General features: G+C 73.4%; 12 protein-coding genes. 7 read left to right on the plus strand and 5 right to left on the minus strand.

All coding sequences use genetic code 11. From position 1 onward, the window contains the following. Nucleotides 1-149 precede the first annotated feature (149 nt). From WMF43_RS30000 to WMF43_RS30010, 3 genes are read left to right on the plus strand one after another with little or no spacing between them, the layout of a single operon-like run. Complete coding sequence (locus WMF43_RS30000) at nucleotides 150-464, plus strand: hypothetical protein (RefSeq protein ID WP_437669839.1); 315 nt, start codon at nucleotides 150-152, stop codon at nucleotides 462-464. Continuing rightward, nucleotides 461-1,873: a hypothetical protein gene (locus tag WMF43_RS30005; protein ID WP_437669841.1), complete on the plus strand. Its 1,413-nt coding sequence runs from the start codon at nucleotides 461-463 to the stop codon at nucleotides 1,871-1,873. The genes WMF43_RS30000 and WMF43_RS30005 overlap by 4 nt, the downstream gene beginning before the upstream one ends. Continuing rightward, nucleotides 1,870-4,128 carry a hypothetical protein gene (locus tag WMF43_RS30010; RefSeq protein WP_437669843.1) on the plus strand — a complete coding sequence of 753 codons (2,259 nt, stop codon included), beginning with the start codon at nucleotides 1,870-1,872 and terminating at the stop codon, nucleotides 4,126-4,128. The genes WMF43_RS30005 and WMF43_RS30010 overlap by 4 nt, the downstream gene beginning before the upstream one ends. 59 nt (nucleotides 4,129-4,187) lie before the next feature. On the opposite strand, the gene WMF43_RS30015 is transcribed toward WMF43_RS30010, so the two are convergent. After that, nucleotides 4,188-5,552, minus strand: coding sequence for an RNA polymerase sigma factor (locus tag WMF43_RS30015; RefSeq protein ID WP_437669845.1), 1,365 nt, complete (start codon nucleotides 5,550-5,552; stop codon nucleotides 4,188-4,190). 1,176 nt (nucleotides 5,553-6,728) lie between these two features. On the opposite strand from WMF43_RS30015, the gene WMF43_RS30020 reads away from it, so the two are divergent. The 3 genes from WMF43_RS30020 to WMF43_RS30030 all read left to right on the plus strand — a co-directional run bounded on the left by WMF43_RS30020 (nucleotide 6,729) and on the right by WMF43_RS30030 (nucleotide 10,698). After that, on the plus strand, nucleotides 6,729-7,241 hold the full coding sequence (locus WMF43_RS30020) for a hotdog fold domain-containing protein (RefSeq protein ID WP_437669846.1): 513 nt from the start codon (nucleotides 6,729-6,731) through the stop codon (nucleotides 7,239-7,241). 157 nt (nucleotides 7,242-7,398) lie between these two features. Continuing rightward, nucleotides 7,399-8,889, plus strand: coding sequence for a hypothetical protein (locus tag WMF43_RS30025; RefSeq protein WP_437669848.1), 1,491 nt, complete (start codon nucleotides 7,399-7,401; stop codon nucleotides 8,887-8,889). A gap of 135 nt (nucleotides 8,890-9,024) precedes the next feature. Next, a complete protein-coding gene (locus tag WMF43_RS30030) occupies nucleotides 9,025-10,698 on the plus strand; it encodes a glycoside hydrolase family 1 protein (protein WP_437669850.1) in 1,674 nt (557 codons plus the stop codon). Nucleotides 10,699-11,080: 382 nt separating this feature from the next. Here WMF43_RS30030 and WMF43_RS30035 read toward each other — a convergent pair whose 3' ends face one another. Next, a complete protein-coding gene (locus WMF43_RS30035) occupies nucleotides 11,081-11,965 on the minus strand; it encodes a hypothetical protein (RefSeq protein WP_437669852.1) in 885 nt (294 codons plus the stop codon). 621 nt (nucleotides 11,966-12,586) lie between these two features. Beyond that, nucleotides 12,587-13,897, minus strand: coding sequence for a DUF5690 family protein (locus WMF43_RS30040; RefSeq protein WP_437669854.1), 1,311 nt, complete (start codon nucleotides 13,895-13,897; stop codon nucleotides 12,587-12,589). 183 nt (nucleotides 13,898-14,080) lie between these two features. On the opposite strand from WMF43_RS30040, the gene WMF43_RS30045 reads away from it, so the two are divergent. Further along, on the plus strand, nucleotides 14,081-14,587 hold the full coding sequence (locus tag WMF43_RS30045; protein ID WP_437669856.1) for a hypothetical protein: 507 nt from the start codon (nucleotides 14,081-14,083) through the stop codon (nucleotides 14,585-14,587). Nucleotides 14,588-14,651: 64 nt separating this feature from the next. Here the strand turns inward: WMF43_RS30045 and WMF43_RS30050 are convergent, their stop codons facing one another. Together WMF43_RS30050 and WMF43_RS30055 are read right to left on the minus strand one after the other, a co-directional pair. Continuing rightward, nucleotides 14,652-15,434, minus strand: a complete 783-nt coding sequence (locus WMF43_RS30050; protein ID WP_437669858.1) for a methyltransferase domain-containing protein — start codon at nucleotides 15,432-15,434, stop codon at nucleotides 14,652-14,654. A 67-nt stretch (nucleotides 15,435-15,501) separates the two neighbouring features. Further along, nucleotides 15,502-16,497, minus strand: a complete 996-nt coding sequence (locus WMF43_RS30055) for an NAD(P)-dependent alcohol dehydrogenase (protein ID WP_437669860.1) — start codon at nucleotides 16,495-16,497, stop codon at nucleotides 15,502-15,504. Between the last annotated feature and the right edge of the window lie 54 nt (nucleotides 16,498-16,551).

A 16,551-nucleotide genomic window follows, 5' to 3' on the forward strand; every position in this document is an offset into this window, starting at 1 on the left:
TTCTTCGTGTCTCCTCGTCTGCCTGCTCCGCTCAGGACCCGGAAAGCGAAGCGACAGCGCCGGTCCGGGCCGCGCGTCCGCGCGCGCCGCGGCCTTGATGCCGCCCCTCTGCATCGCCGAGATGGCGCCTTGCTCCAGGAGAGAGCTCCATGACCAGCCCCGTTGACAGCAGCGACGTGTTCCTCATCCCGATGCCCGGCCGCGGCGTGGCGCGGGTCCCGCGCGCGGTCCTCGAGCGCTACGTCGATGAGGCGGCGCGCCTCGCCCACGACCCGTGTCCGGCGGAGAACGACGTGACCGCCCACTCGATGTCCGTCGATCCCGCGACCGGCGCGAGCGCCTGGCACACCGAGTGGGAGCTCGGGCCGTGCGACTACACCGACGAGAGCGGGTTCCCGCAGAGCGCCTATACGTGGCATCGCCACCCGCTCGGCACCGAGTACACCGAGATCTACCAGAAGTGAGCGCGCACCGACCGGCATCGCCCCGCGCGCACCGACCGGCATCGCCCCGACCGGCATCGCCCCGACCGGCATCGCCCCGCGCGCACCGCGCCCCCCGGCGGCGGCCGGCGGCGCCCCTGCTCGCCGCGGCCCCCCTCGCCGCCGCGCTCCTGCTCGCCGCCGCCTGCATCGAGCGCGGGTACCCGCTCGCCGCGAGCGGGCAGGTCGACATCCGCGCCGACGTCGCCGGGCCGCTGTTCGCGGCCGACACGCTCGACGTGGAGGGCAGGCCGGTGCCGCCCCGCCAGAGCCCGTGGCGCACCGCGGTCTCGCTCCAGCTCACCGAGACGAACGAGCCGGCGTACGGCGCCTATGTCGAGGTCCGCGTGGTCCCGAGCGAGGCGCTCGCGCTGCACGCAATCAACGACGAGAGGGGCGACGACGTGAGGGGCGAGGACGAGGCGGGCGGCGAGGCCGACGACGGCGCCTCGTGCGGCGTGCGCGACGGCGCGTTCCGCTGCGTCGCCGGCACGCAGGGCTACGCCCGGTTCATCGCCGCGTCCGAGGGCGACTGGTCCGGCGAGGCGCGGCTCGTCGTCGCCTGGGCCGACCGCACCGAGGAGCTCCCGATCACCGTGCTCCCCGCGGGCCTGCCGGAGGACGCCACCAACTTCGCGCTCATCGCGGGCGGGCTCGGCGAGAACGACCGCGTGCTCGCGACCTACCTGCCGCTCACCTGCACGCTCGGCCCCCTGCCGGACGACCTCGGCGCCACGTGGCGCCCGGGCGCGATCCGGGCGCGCGAGGCGCGCGTCCGCGCGTCGCCGCCCCAGAACGCCCCCGGCGTCGTGGAGCACGCCCCCGTCATCGTCGAGTCGCTGCACAGCGAGGCCGCCCTCTCGCTCGCGCCGGACTGCAGCGAGCGCACGACGCGCCTGCGCGTGCTGCTCGGCGCGACGGGCGAGAGCCCGCCCTTCAGCCTGTGCTTCAGCGACCTCGGCGGCGACGTGACGCTCGCCGTGAGCTCGGGGCAGAAGGTGATCGAGCCGGCCCCGGCGCTCACCGTCGACCCCGAGCCGCGCCTGCTCCGCGTGCGCGCCCTCCGGAGCGTCGTGACCGCGGGGACGCCGGGCGACCTCTTCGAGGTGAGCGCCTACAACGCCAAGCGCGTGCGCATCGCCGTCCCCGTCGACCTCCGCGCCGGCGACGACCGGGTGATCGCGCTCGGCGAGGCGTCGGTCACGCTGCGCGGCGAGGACAGCGAGGCCACCATCATCCAGGGCGTCGCGGTCGCGCCGGGGACGACCGAGCTCCGGGTGACGCCCCGCCTGCTCGCGAGCCCCGAGTGCACCTCCGAGCCCGTCACCGTGGTCGCGCCGCCGCCGCCGGACCCGGAGCCGGAGCCGGGAGAGGAAGAGGGGTCGCCGTGAGCGCGCGGCGGCCCGCGTTCTTCCTGGCGAGCGCCGCGCTCGCGTTCGCCTTCGCGGCGCCCGCGCCGGCGCCGGCGCAGGACGACCCGGACGAGGGCTCCGGGGAGCCGAGGATGGAGGCGCCCGACGCGACGCGGCCCCCGCCGGCGCAGCGGAGCACGTCCGCGCCCCCGCTCGCGGTCCCCGCCGACTTCGGCGGCAGCCTCCAGGTCGTGCGCGGCCCGGCCAGCGCGGGCGGCGCGGGCGGCGCCGCGGCGCCGGCCGGGCCGGAGATCTTCCCGGACGCGCGCCGCGTGTGGATGAGCGTCCGCGACACCGATCCGGTCCCGATCGAGGCCGCGCGCCGGGGCGGCCGCTGGCTCTGCAGCGACGGCGGCTGCGCGGCGCAGACCGGCGATCCGGGGCAGAGCCCGATCGGCGATCAGATGCTCCGCTCGATCAAGCTCCAGACCCCGACGCTGCCGCTCCCGCTCACGGTCTGGGGTCGGCTCGGCGAGGACGGCCAGCGCCTGCTCGACTTCGATCCGGTGCTCCTCGGCCGCCGCTCGTACCGGCACGTCTGCGCCTACCGGCCCGTGGCCGAGCCCGCGAGGGCGGCCGCGGGCGGGCCCGCCGGGGCGCCGCCGAGGTCGTCGCCCTCGCCGGATCACGTCGAGATCTGCCGCGACGGCCGGCCCGAGCCGCCGCCGGCGGACGCGGGCGAGCTGACGCTCGGCATGCAGTGGCCGAGGCAGTCGGAGATGGCCGACTTCCACTACCTCGCCATCGTCGACAGCTGCGGCAACGCGCGGGTGCAGCCGTTCCAGCGCACGTTCACGGTGCCGGTCCTCGAGGTGGCGTCGGGCGGCTGCGGGCGCCCCGACGGCAAGGTGCTGCGCGTGTTCCCGGGCGGCGGCTGGCTCCGCGTCACCGCCTTCAACCTGCACGAGCCCGCGGCGGGCAACGTCGTCAACGCGACGTACCGGGTCACGATCCCGCCGCTCGAGAACCTGGTCGAGTCGAACCCCGCGCGGCTGCTCTTCCCCGATCCGCTCGCCGACGACCTCAAGGTCGACTGCGGCCCCGCGCCGATCGCGCCGCGCGTGGATCCGGCGAGCCTCCCGCCGCCGCCGGGGAGCGCTCCCCCGCCCGGGCCGCCGGGGCTCGCCGCGGCCCCACGGAGAGGCCAGCGGCCCACGCCGCTGGGGCAGGCCCAGGGCGGCGCCGGCGCGCCAGCTCAGGGCGGCGCCGGTCCACAGCCGGCGGGCGCTGGCCAGGCCGCCCCCGCGACGGCCGCGCCGCCGCCGCCCCCGCTGGCCGCGCCGCCGCGCCCGCGGCCCGACCTGGAGCCGTCGCGCCCTGGGCCGCAGCCGCTCGCGCACGGCGCCGTGGTCATCTCGCCGACGCCGCTCCGGCTGGGGAACTGCCGCATCCGGCTGACCGGCCAGACCAAGCACCGGCTCGTGGCGCCGCTCGCGCTCCACGTCTCGCTCACGCGCACCGACGTCCTGCGCGGCGGCGCGCCGATCGAGCTCCTGGCCGAGGGCACGTGGATCGTCACGCCGAGCAACGCGGAGTTCCCGCTCCCGCCGCTCGCCGAGGATTTCGACGGCGACGCGCGGCTCCGGCTGGCGGTTCACAGCGATCCGCTGAGCCCTCTCGGCAAGGTCGTGCTGCTCTCCGACGCGGGGCGCGTCGCGAGCTCGCTGCGCTCGAGCGAGCCCTCCGACCCGGAGCGCGCCCGGCGCCTCGTCGGCTCGGTCGCCATCCACTCGGTCCCGCTGTGCGGCGAGGACAACTTCGAGACGCTCGAGGCCGCGGGGAGCTGCTTCCGCGCGTACCTGACCGTCCCGGCGATGCTCGCGACCCTGCAGATCACCCGGGCGCCGTGGCTCGAGAGGCCGCTCGTCACGCGGAGCGTGCTCAGCGCGGTCGGCGTCGCGCTCGCGGTCGACCGGTACGACCCGGTGGAGCGCCGGGCGTTCCCGATCGCGGCGCAGCTCGGCGGCTTCGTGCAGACGCTCGGCGAGGGCCGGGTGGGCCTGCTCGGCTACGTGGGCGTGGCGCCGACGGTCCCGATCCTCGGCTCGGGGGGCAACACCACGTCGTTCGGCTTCCTGGCGGGGATCGGGCTGGAGTACATCACGAACGAGGCCGGCCCCGACGAGGGGCTCAAGCCGGCCGCGTTCGTCTCCGCGGTCGTGCAGATCGGCCAGGCGGCCCCGCAGGTCTCCACGACCGGCCGGGCGAGCTTCGGCACCTACGCCGGCGACTGAGGGCCGGCCGGCGCCGCGGCGACGGGCGCCGCGGCGACCGGTGCCGCACCTCGATCGGCTCACCGCCCGGCGAGCCCCTGCTCCAGCTCATCGAGCAGCCGGCGGTCGATCGCGCCGCTCGCCCGTGCGCGCGTGATCCTCGCGCGCGCCTCTTCGTGGCGCCCCGCGAGCCGGAGCGCGCGGATCCAGAGCACCGCCCGCTCCGACGCGAAGGAGCTCTGCGGCACGTCGCGCTCGTAGCGCTCGAGCGCCTCGAGCGCCGCGGCCCCGTCGCGCCGCTGCACCGCGCCGGTGCAGGTCTCGAGCAGCGTCAGGTCGAGGCTCTTGCCCTCCATCGCCGGCTCGGGCGCCGGTTCGGGCGCGGCGACGGCCGGCGGCGGCGGCGAGCGCGGGTGCTGCACGGGGCTCCTCCGCGGCAGCGGGGCGGGCGCCGAGGGGGCCGCCGGCGGCGCCGGCGACCGCGGCGGCGGCGGGGCGACCGAGGGCGCCGCCGGCCTGGAGAACGCGGGCGCGGGGGGCATCCCCTGCAGGAGAGGCGGCGAGCCCTTGGGCTTCCCCGCGAGCGAGAGCGCGCCCACGGCCGCCGTCGCCGCGGCGGACGCGAGGACGACGAGGGCCGCGCTCGACAGCACCTTCTGAGCGGCCTTCACGAGCGCCCGCTTGCCCCACATCGCCGCGTCGCCCAGCACGTCGCGGGCATCGACGATCAGGCCGCCCGCGCCGCCCGCCTCGATCGGGGGCGCCGACTCCGCGATGCCGCGGATGATCGAGCGCCGCACGTCGTCGGGGAGGCGGGGCGCGACCCGGGCTGCGGCGACGATCGCCGCCACGTCCACGGGCACCGCGCGGAGCCCGCCTCGCCGCTGCTCCTCGCGCCGCCGCTTCACGGCGATGTCGTGGAACAGGGAGAGCGCCCGCGCGCGCCACTTGTACGCCGTCGACAGCGGGATGCCGCGCTGCCGCGCGATCTCCGTCATCGGGATGCCGTCGAGGTCGTGCGCGACGAGGATCGAGTGCGCCTCGACGTCGAGCTGCTGGAGGAGCTCGAGCACCATGAGCCGCTCCTCCTCGGAGATCAGCATCTCCTCCGGGCTCCGGGACTCGTCGACGAGCCTCGGGATGTCCTCGTCGGGCACGAGCTCCTCGTACCGGTGCTGGGCGCGCTCCCGGTAGTGTGCGGAGGCGTGGACCGTGATCCTGTTCAGCCACCGCTCCGGCCTGGAGATCTCGGGCTGGTAGCTGTCGAAGCTCAGGTACGCGGACAGGAGGATGTCCTGCGCCAGGTCCGCGCGGTCGCGCAACGGGATACCCAAGCGCGTCAGCCAGCGCCAGACAAGCTCGAACGTCCTCTCGCGGAAGAGCAGCTCGAAGGCTCGCTCCTTTTCGGGGGGGCCGCCGTGACCGGGGCGGCGAGGTCGCGTCATACCGGGCCAATTCCGCCCGCCAACGAAGATTTGCGTTGAGGGGCCGGGAGCTCACCGACCGGTACGGGCGAGCCAGGCCGAACCCATGGGGCGCAGGGGCCAAAGCTCACGAAACCACGCATTTTTTGTGCGGCGGCGCCGGCGGAAAAGCATCACGAATACGAATTGTTTATTGTATTCACATCCACGAGGTGGATAGGTCTCGATTTGGTGGGATTTTCCGCACCGAAATGACCCCCTGACGCGCAATCCCTCCCGGCGTGGGCTGCAGCGCTCAGCCCCCGGGACACGCGCCGCGGCCGTGGTCGGACGGGCACTGGGCACGGGCGCGAGGACTTGGCCGGCGAAGCCGCCGCCCTGAAGAAGCGCGCCGAGCCGATGTTTATGCGTCACGCGCCGCGGCCTTCCGCGCGCGGCGCGGCGAGGACGATCCAGGAGATCAACGCGCCACGCGCGGCACGGGGACGCGCCGCGGCCTGTTGCGTGGAGAACGTGCCGGGCGAGGACTGTCGACGTCCCACGGCGCCGCGGCAAAGGCGCGGTTCACCCCGGAAGGGGGTATGGTCGGGGCAGCGGAGCCTCTCGGCGGCGACGCGGACAGCCCTCCGCGGCTGACCTCGACAGGCGCCTCGGCGAGCTCCCGCCGCGCTCTGACCTTCGGGGGAGATGCCATGAGCCCCGAAGGGTGGTGCGGGATCAGCGCAGGCAGCATCGCAGAAGATTTGAGCGCCAAGAACGCCAAGAACGCCAAGAACGCCAAGGAATCAAATTCATTGACTTTCTTGGCGTCCTTGGCGTCTTGGCGTTCTTGGCGTCTTCGGGGTTCACCCGTACCACGCCTTCGGGCAAAGCACCGCACTCCCCGCAGACAGCTGGTGCTCGGATTCACCCTTGAGGCCGAGGAGGCCGGGAGAGGTCGACACAAGAGTGCCAATCATCCGCCCGCGTCCCCATGGAGTCGATTGCCCCTCGGCCAGCGGTCGTCTCGGCACGTTCGCCTCGGCTGGAGGAGCCCGCGCCGTCCGTACCACGGGTTACACAATCCGGACGGACATGGCGCCCGCCCACGGCAGCTCGGCAAAGGCGCCTCCCCGGACCGCGTCAATTCAGGTGCGCTTGCCGGGGATCTGGGGCACTGTGCCGCCGCCGCCGCCGCCGCGCCGGCGGAGCCACCCTATGAAACTCGCCGACCTCTCCCTCGCTTCGATCGCCGCCACCTCGAACCGCAACACGTTCCGCGACCTCTGGGACAAGCTGCACCGCCTGCCCGGGGGCAAGCGCCTGTTCAGCGGGCTCATCGGCGTCATGGCGCCCTATACGGCGACGATTCATGCCCACGTCGAGGTCCTCGAGCGCGGCCGCGCCGAGGTGACCATGCGCGACCGGCCCGGCCTGCGCAACCACCTGAGCTCGGTCCACGCCGTCGCGCTCGTCAACCTCGCGGAGCTCACCGGCAACACCGCGCTGTCGTACGCGCTGCCCGACGACGCCCGGTTCATCGTCGCCGGCCTCTCCATCGAGTACCTGAAGAAGGCCCGCGGCGACCTCCGCGCCGTCTGCGAGTGCCCCGTGCCCGCCACCAGCGAGCGCGCCGAGTACCAGATCCCCGTCAGCATGCGCGACGCGACCGGCGCCGAGGTCGCCCGCGCCGTCCTCCGCAGCCTCGTCGGTCCGAAGAAACAAGCCTGAGAACCGGCACAGGAGCACGCTCCGGAGAGCCGCCTCACGACGCCGGCGACTCCCGAAGATTCCTACCCTGTACGACAGCGGTGCGACACGTGCGCTCGCGCGAGCGCGCGCAAGCCAAGCCTCGACAAACGTCGTTCGGGGTGTTTCGATTCATCGTATGAGAAACCGCTCAACGATGGTGGCGCTCGCCGCGACGGGGGTCAGCGTGATCTTCGCGGCGTGTGGTGGGTCCGGCGGCACGGCCGGCGGCGGCGACGGAGCCGGCGGAGCGACGGCGTCGGCCGGCGCGAACACGGGCACCAACACGGGCGCGAGCTCGGGCGCGAACACTGGATCTGGCGGCAGCACGGACTCGGGGTTCGGCGTCGACGGCCTCGGCGGGTCCGGCGGGACGAGCAGCGGCCCGGGTGACGGCGCCGGCGGCGACGCGTCGTGCGCGGGCGAGACGAGCACGGCGGAGCTCGTGCCGCTCGACCTGTACATCATGCTCGACGCGTCGGGCTCGATGGACGAGCGGCTCGCGAACGGCGACACCAAGTGGACCGCGGTCACCGGCGCGCTCGAGGCCTTCTTCACGGATCCGCAGTCCGAGGGGCTCGGCGTCGGGCTCCAGTACTTCCCGCTGGAAGACGACGACGTGCCCTCGAGCTGTACCAGCAACGCGCAGTGCGGGGACAACGGTCCGTGCGCGCTCCGGGTCTGCCGCAACTCGTTCTCCACGGCCATCGAGGTCTGCGTCGAGGACGCGGACTGCTCGGACGGGGACACGTGCGTCGACCTCGGCGTGTGCTCCCGGAGCCGCGAGCTCTGCGCGCCCGCGGGCGGGACCTGCGCCGGCGGCGGGGGCACGTGCCAGCGGGTGACGAGGAGCACCTGCGCGAACCCGTACTCGTGCACCGCCGAGGACTACGCGACGCCCGCCGTCTCGATCGCGCCGCTCGACGCCAACGTGTCCGAGGACCTCGTCCGGTCGATCAGCCTGAAAGAGCCGAGCGGGGGCACGCCTACCTCCGCCGCCCTCTCCGGCGCGCTCGCGCAGGCCCGCGCCTACGCCGAGGCGAACCCGACCCACCGCGTCGTCACGGTGCTCGCCACCGACGGGATGCCCACACACTGCGACCCCGTGGCGGCCGACGGCATCGCGGCGCTCGCGGGGGAGGCGCTGAGCGGCTCGCCGAGCATCTCCACCTTCGTGATCGGCGTGTTCGACGGCGACGACGAGGGCGCCCAGGCCACGATGGACCTCATCGCGCAGGGCGGCGGGACGGAGTCGGCGTTCTTCATCGACGTCGCCTCGGGCGCCGACGTGAGCCAGGCCTTCCTCGACGCGCTCACCGCCATCCGGGGCCAGAGCCTCGCGTGCGAGTACCAGGTCCCGGCGCCCTCCGCCGGGCAGACGCTCGACTACGGCACGCTCAACGTCCAGCACACGCCGACGGGCGGCGACCCGACGACGATCTTCTACGTGGGCGACGAGGCCAGCTGCGACCCGACGGTCGGCGGCTGGTACTACGATGTCGACCCCGCGAGCGGCGGCACGCCGACGAAGATCGTGATGTGCTCCGCGACCTGCACGCAGTTCCGCGAGGGCGGGCAGGTCCAGCTCCGCGTCGGCTGCAAGACCGAGGTCCCGCCGCCGCCCCGCTGACCGCCCCTCCCCCGCAGCGACGCCCGGGCCGGCCTGCCGCGGCCCCTCCCCGCAGCGACGCCCGGCTCGCCTGCCACCGCCCTGCCACGCGCCGGACGCGACCCGGGAGGGCCGCGCCGGTAGGCTGCTCGCCCGATGTACACCCATCGTCCGCAAGGCCGCGCGGCGGGTCGCGCCGCGCTCGCCGCGCTCGCCGCGCTCGCCCTCGCCGCCCAGGCCTGCTCCGAGGAGACCGTCGCCCCGGCGCCGGGCCCGACGCCGCCCGGCATCCCGTACGCCGGGCCGGGCTCGCTCTCGGCCGCCTCCGGCAAGGGCAGCTTCCGCCTCGGGGCGGCCAGCGCCGCGACGCAGATCGAGGACCGGAACCCCGCCACCGACTGGTACGTGTTCACGCTCCCCGAGGACGAGGGCGGCCTCGGCAAAGGCGCGGCGTTCGTGGGCGACGCCGCGCGCGGCTACACGAAGGCGATCGAGGACGTCGCGCTGCTCCGGGAGATGGGGCTCGACTCGTACCGGTTCAGCGTCGAGTGGGCCCGGATCGAGCCGCGGCGCGACGCCGTCGACGAGGACGCGCTCGCCCATTACGACCGGCTCCTCGACGCGCTCGTCGAGGCGGGCATCCGCCCCGTGATCACCCTGCACCACTTCTCGAACCCGGTCTGGATCGACGACCCGCGGCACACGGACTGCGCGCCCGGGCCGACCGACGAGAACCTCTGCGGCTTCGGGCACCCCGAGGGCGGCCCCCTCGTGATCGAGGAGCTGGCCGAGCACGCGGCCCTGCTCGCCGAGCGGTTCGGCGACCGCGTCGACGACTGGGGCACGCTGAACGAGCCGTTCAACTACCTGCTCGCCGCCTACGGCGCCGGGACGTTCCCCCCGGGAAAGGCGACGCTCTTCGGCGACCTGCTCGGCGACTTCGTGCCGGTGCTGCGCGACTACCTGCTCGCGCACGGGGCGGCGTACCGGGCGATCAAGGCGGCCGATCGGGGCGACGCCGACGGCGACGGCGAGGCCGCGGACGTGGGCCTGTCGCTGTCGGCCGCCGACTGGGTCGCCGCGCGCGACCACCAGCCGAGCGACGACCCCGAGGACGTCGGGGCGCGCGACCGCATGGCCTACGTCTACAACCACCTCGTGGTCGACACCGTCCTCGGCGGCCAGCTCGACAGCGATCTCGACGGCGCGCCCGATCTGGAGCTGCCCGGCGTCGCGGGCACGCTCGACTGGCTCGGCGTCCAGTACTACTTCCGCGCCGGCGTGACGGGGAAGCTCGGCGGCATCGTGCCGGTCCTCGCGCTCACGCCCTGCGTGAACGGGCTCGATTTCGGCGCGTGCCTCGCGCCGGTCGACCCGACGTTCTGCGTGCCGGCGATGCGGTACGAGCACCACGCACCCGGCCTGTACAACGTGCTGACGGACCTCGGCGAGCGTTACCCCGCGCTGCCGCTCGTCGTGACCGAGTCGGGCATCGCCACCGAGGTGGGCGCGCGGCGCGCCGAGGTGATCGTGCGCGCGCTGGAGCAGATCGAGCGCGCGCGCGCCCTGGGCGTCGACGTGCGGGGCTACTACCACTGGAGCCTCTACGACAACTTCGAGTGGGCCGAGGGGTTCGCGCCCAGGTTCGGGCTCTACACGGTCGACTACGGCACCTACGAGCGCTCGCCCACGCTGGGCGCCGAGGTCCTCGGCGAGATCGCGCGCGGGCGCGAGCTCACGGGCGCGCTGCGGGCGGCGCACGGCGGCGACAGGCCGATGACGCCCGAAGCCACCGCGCCCGAGGGCCTCGAGCGCTGCCTCGGGAACTAGCGTTCCTCGTGGCGGCCCAGACCGGCACCTACCGGGTCAAGCTCCAAGGCGAGACCCGGAACGGTGACGCTGGGAGCTCACCCTCCACGACGGCTTCGTGCCCCGTGTCCTGCACCTGAAGAGGTGACCATGTCGAGGGTCCTGAGCTGGATCGACACGCTGTTCCGTACACCAAGGATGGTTACCGAATCTTGAAGTATCCACCCCTGGTATCATCGTTCTCGCCTATCCGATGCTTCTTGGGAGTGGGCTGCTGATCGGCCAAAGCTACCGGCGGCAGACATCACGGCCAGAATGTGGGCGTGGCCCAGACATCTACGGAAGGGACATCGGCGGCAACGGGCGCTCGACAGCCTGAGGCCTGAGGATCGACGGCGTTTGTTCAGGAGCCGGTCGTTGCGAGGAGCTCCCGGGCGTCGCTGACGACGACGGCCCGGCGAAGCCAGCGGTCCAGCTCGCCCAGATCGGTGCTCGCGAGGACGCGCTCCCGCACCTCTGCGGGGACCTCCAGCCCGCGGACTTCGAACACGGCGAGCACGTCGTGCGCCTTGGCTTCGAGGATCCCCTCCAGCCGGCCCTTCGCCACGTAGCTGCGCGCGAATTCACTCTGAAACTCGTATCCGCCCTTCATCATCGCCTCCAACGTCCGCCTCGCCGCTTCGTTCAGCGAGGATAGCACCAGGTCCCCGTACAAGGCGCGGCGCTCCTCATCGAGCCCGGCTGCCGCCGCCAGGAACGCCACGCCGATCGCCTCCCCGACCTCCTCCTGCCCGTGCGCCATGGCCGAGAGCACGACCACCTCGGGCGCCGCCTTCGCCTGCTCGGCATCCGTGACGACCGGGACGCCCTGGGGGCCGAGCACCAGCGGCGTCAGGATCCAGCCGGGGTGGCCCGTGTCGATCGGCTGCGAGCACCACCGCGCCATCTTCGGGTCGATCGTCACGGCCAGCAGCCGGGTCGGGCAGCGGTGCCGGGCCCTCGTCTGGGTCACGTACACGGGCCAGACGTATGGCTTGTCCAGATCCACGCCGAGCTGGACCTCGACGACGATCGCCATTGCGGGCCGCTCCTGCTCGCCGACCAGCAGCACGATGACGGCATCCGCCCGGCGGTCCGAGGGAACGATCTCGGCGAGGTCGGAGGATTCGACGCGCGCCTCCGTGAAGGCCGGGATCGGCTGGCCGAGCGCGTCCTGGAGCAGCTCGGCGGCCAGGGTCGGGCGGTTCTTGAACAGCTCCACCAGGGCTTCATGGGTTACTGAGGGCATCGGGTCGTCTCTCGGTTGGGTACAGTCCTATTGGATTCTCAAGCGGCTTGCCAGGCTCATGGGGTGGACCCCCTCAGGGACCGCGCAGCCGCCTCTCACTCTTCTATTCCGGGCAGCCCGCCGGGTTCGTCACGCTGTGTGAACTGCATGTGCCCCGACGCCAGGGCACGGAGCTCCATGAGAGGGCACTCGGGTATACGAGAGGAATCGAGCCCTCGATGGCCTCCAACACCGCTCCGACGCGTCCGACGCGGCGATCGCCGTATCTCTCGTGCATCTGCCCCGCAGATTCGTCTCCGGGTTCGATTGCCGGCGCCTCCACCACAGAGACACGGCTCTCGCCGTGACTTTCCTCATACGTGTGCCCTGCGTGTGACCTGATGAGGTTTAGAGTGGCTTTCTGCGCGGCCGGACGGGCAGGCCCACCGGGCGCGGGCGCAACAGGCGACGCGCGGGTACGGAGTTCCACGCCCGCGTCGGATCCACGCCTATCGAGGGAGGCGATCCGTCGTCACGTTCCCCCCAAATCCAGGAGGATCGGAAGGAGCGCGACGGTTCGCGGTCGTCAAACAGTCCCGCCAGGGGTCGCTGGTGCGCGGAACGAGTCGTCCACGGCGCGCCTCAGGCGCCCGGCGCCGGCCTCGCCGCGCGGGCGCGGCTCGCGGCGGGGCCGCGCGCGCGCAGCCAGAAATACCCCGCCGACGCGGCGAAGAGCGCGCCGCAGGCGAGCGCGGTCGCGTAGCTGAAGCCGAGGAAGAACTCGAGCCACGAGAGCTTCGCCTGGCCGAAGCTCTTGTAGAGCAGGACCGCCACGCTCCCGAGGTAGCCGAAGGCGTCGGCCGCGGTGATCAGGAAGCCCGCGGTCGCCACCGAGCCGAGCGCCGCGATGAGCCGGTCGAAGAGCACGCAGTTGTACGGGACGTAGCCCACGTAGAGCCCGAGGCCGACGCTGATCATCCAGCCGACCGGGCCGATGACGCCGGCCTGGTAGAGCGCGGTGCTCACCCCGGCGAGCGCGGCCCCGGCGAACATGATGCCGTGGACCGCGAGCAGCGCCGCGCGGTTGTCCCGGATGCCCATCACCAGCGCGACCGAGAGGAGCGCGCCCAGGGCCACGGGGAGCTCGGCCGTGGTCAGGATCGCCGCCTGATCGGCGTACCCCACGGCGTCCCAGATCTCGCGGGCGAAGTTGTCCCGGAAGTCGCGGTAGGCGGAGAGGACGACGTACCCCACGACCAGGGTCGCGAGCCCGCCCGCGTTCGCCAGGAAGAACGCGCGGCGCGCGGCGCGATCCATCGGCGCGCGCCGGGTCTGGAGCGCCTCGTCGGCCGCGGACGGCGGCGGGATCTGCGCGAGCATCCACACGGAGGCGAGCAGCGGCGGGAAGAACAGCGCGCCGGTCGCGGCCGGCATCCACGCCTCCGGCACGCCCCAGCCGAGCGTGAGCTTTCCGACGGTCTTCATGAAGCCGCTCGCGACGATGAAGCTCACGCACAGCCCGGCGCCGAGCAGATCGCTCACGCGGCGCCCCTCGAGGAAGCCGAAGACGAGACCCCAGACCATGCCGAGCGGCAGGCCGTTCAGCACCAGGAACACCGCGGAATAAGGGGCCGGCGCGAGCGCGAACAGGACGAGCGCGGCCTCGCTCACCCCGATGCACGCGACGATCGCGAGGGCGCGCCGCTCGGGCCGCATCTCGGAGACGACCTTGATGCCGAGGAACTTCGAGGCGCAGTACCCGATCACCTGGGCGATGAGGAAGAAGCTCTTGAGATCGAGCGGCGGCAGCAGCGGCAGCGCGATCGACCCCTTGAAGGTGCCGACCGCGAGCGGCTTGCGGAACGCGTACATGCAGAAGTAGGTCGCGAACGCGGCGAGCACGGCGAAGGCCATGAACACCGGCGCGGGCGCCCGCTCGAGCCATCTCGTCACGCTTCTCTGGGCCGCCATGGGAGCTCCGGGGTTGCGCGAGGGTAACCGCGGGGCGCGCCGCAGGCGCGTGAAATCTGGGCGACGCGCGGCCGGTCCCGCGGGGCCGGTTCCCTTCCGCCCGCGTCCGTGCGAGACATGAGGGCAGGGTTATGGCCCGCGCCGGGGCGCGGGGGAGGGCGCGCCTTGGGAGACCCGTCACCGCTCGCCGCGAGGCAGATCATCGACCACGCCGCGGCCGCTGCCCTGGGCCGCGACGCAAGGCTGCGCGGCGCCGTCGCCCTGGTCGCGATGGGCCTCGCCGCCGGGGGCGCCGGGGAGCTCTCGTACGACCAGCTGAAGCAGCGCTTCCGGGGCGCGGTGGCGCGCGACTCCATCGACTCGCTCGCGACGTTGATCCTCGGCGGCGGCTACCTCTTCTACCTCGCCGAGCGCGGCGAGAACCCGCGCTGCGCGACCGTGCTCGACGCGGTCCTGTTCCTCGCGACGTGCGTCTCGGTCGGCTACGCCGAGGTCCACGCGTGCACCCCGGCGGGCAAGGCGATCGCGGCGTTCGCGATGTCGTTCGGCCCGACGCTCGCGGCCTCCGCGCTCGGCGCGCCCGCCGGCATGCCGAGGGAGGCGCAGGACCAGAGCCGCGCGATCCTCGATCGCCTGGACGCCATCCTCGAGGCGCTGCGCGCGCCGCGGTGAGCGGCGGTGAGCGGCGGCCCCGGCCGGCGCCGGGCGCGTCCGCTGCGGCCGACGGCCGGGCGCCTCAGGGCCGGGTCCCCTCGACGGCCCGGAGCACCACGTGCTGGCGCTCCGCGGCGCCGCGGCAGAACGCCTGGTAGTCGCGCTCGGCCTCGTCGCGCTCGGCCTCGGTGAGCGCGCCGGCGGCGATCATCGCCGGGCCGCAGCTGTGGATGACGTGGAGCCAGAGGTCGACGGCGCCGTCGAAGCCGGGGTCGCCGCGCCGGGCGATCTCGTCCTGGTTCGTGACGCGGATGTCGCGGAGGCCGCAGGCCTCGAAGCGGCCGGCGAGGGTCTCGCCGAGGAGGTTGTCCATGCCGAGGGCCGCGCGCCACGCGAGGAACGCGGCGTAGAACCGGGCCATCGAGGCCGGCGGCTCGGGGCTCCAGCGCAGGCGCTCGTGGCTGTAGTCGAGCACGACGACGGCGCCGCCCGGCTTCGCGGCGCGCACCATACGCGCGAGCGCCTCGTCGACCCGCGGCACCCACTGGAGCGCGCGGGCGGCGGTCACCACGTCGAAGTGGTCCTCGGCGGTCAGCGCCAGGACGTCGCCGCACACGAACGACAGGCCGGGCTGGCCGGCGAAGCGCTCCACGGCCCGCGCGATGTGGTCGGCGTCCCGGTCCATGCCGAGCGCCGTGCCGGTCGGCTGCACGGCCTCCGCGACGCCGCGGGTGATCGAGCCGGAGCCGCAGCCGACGTCGAGCACCGAGAGGCCGGGGCGGAGGATCTCGGCGAGGCGGCGGTGGTCGCGGGCCAGGGTGCGGTGGTCCAGGACGGCGGGCGAGGAGCGGTGCTGTTGAGACATGGGCGGGGGATGCTCGGGAGCGGACGGGCGGGCGTCAACTGAGCTGACGCTGCCGCGACGGCCCTGGTCAGGCGCTCGCCGTCGCGCCGCCGCCGAGGGTCACGACGACGCTCCCTCTCTTGTGCCCTCGCTCGACATAAGCGTGCGCCTCGGCCATCCGGTCGAACGGATAACCTCGATCGATCACCGCGCGAATCTCGCCCGCCTCGACCAGCTCGTTGAGGAGGACGAGGTCCCTGGCCTTCTCCCTGGGCGACCTCAGGCCCGTGGTCGCCAGGATGGCCCTCTTGCCGCGCGATCTGGACGTCCACAGCATCTGAGCGACGATCGCCAGCGACGGCACGGTGGAGAGATAGACGCCGCTCGGCTTTAGGGCGCCCCGGCACCGCCAGAACGAGCTCTTGCCGACCGCGTCGAAGATGACGTCGTAGCTGTGCCCGGCCCTGGTGAAGTCCTCCCGGGTGTAGTCGATGACACGATCGGCCCCGAGAGACTTTACCAGGTCGAGGTTCGCCGTGCTGCACACGCCGGTGACCTCCGCTCCGAAGTGCTTTGCGAGCTGCACCGCGATGGTGCCTATGCTCCCGGACGCGCCGTTGATCAGGATGTTTTGCCCTGCCGTGAGCTTGCCCTCGTCCCTGAGAAACGGCAGCGCCGTCAGGAATCCCTCGCAAATGCCCGCGGCTTCCCCGTGGGTCACGCGGCCCGGCTTCGTGGCCAGCGCCGCGTCCTCGGGCAGGCACCTGTACTCGGCGTACGCACCGAATTCGGCGCCGGTCGCTCCGAACACCTCGTCGCCGACCTTGAACCGCGTCACCCCCTTGCCCACGGCCACGATCTCTCCGGAGAGGGTGCTGCCGGGGACGGAGATCCTCGGCCTGGTGAAGCCGAGGAAGAACCGCACGATGAAGGGGTCGGCCCTTCGCATGGCGCATTCGGCGAACGAGACGACGGTCGCGTGCACCCTGATCAGCACCTCGTTGTCCTTCGGGACGGGCTTCGGCACCTCCCTCGGCTGGAGGACATCGGGCGGTCCGTATTTCTCTTGCACGATCGCCTTCATGGGAAGCTCCTCTCGTTCGTTCGAACGGTGAAAAGGTCGTCGTCAGGACACGAG

It is taken from the genome of Sorangium sp. So ce131 (assembly GCF_051519095.1).
Taxonomy (GTDB): domain Bacteria; phylum Myxococcota_A; class Polyangia; order Polyangiales; family Polyangiaceae; genus Sorangium.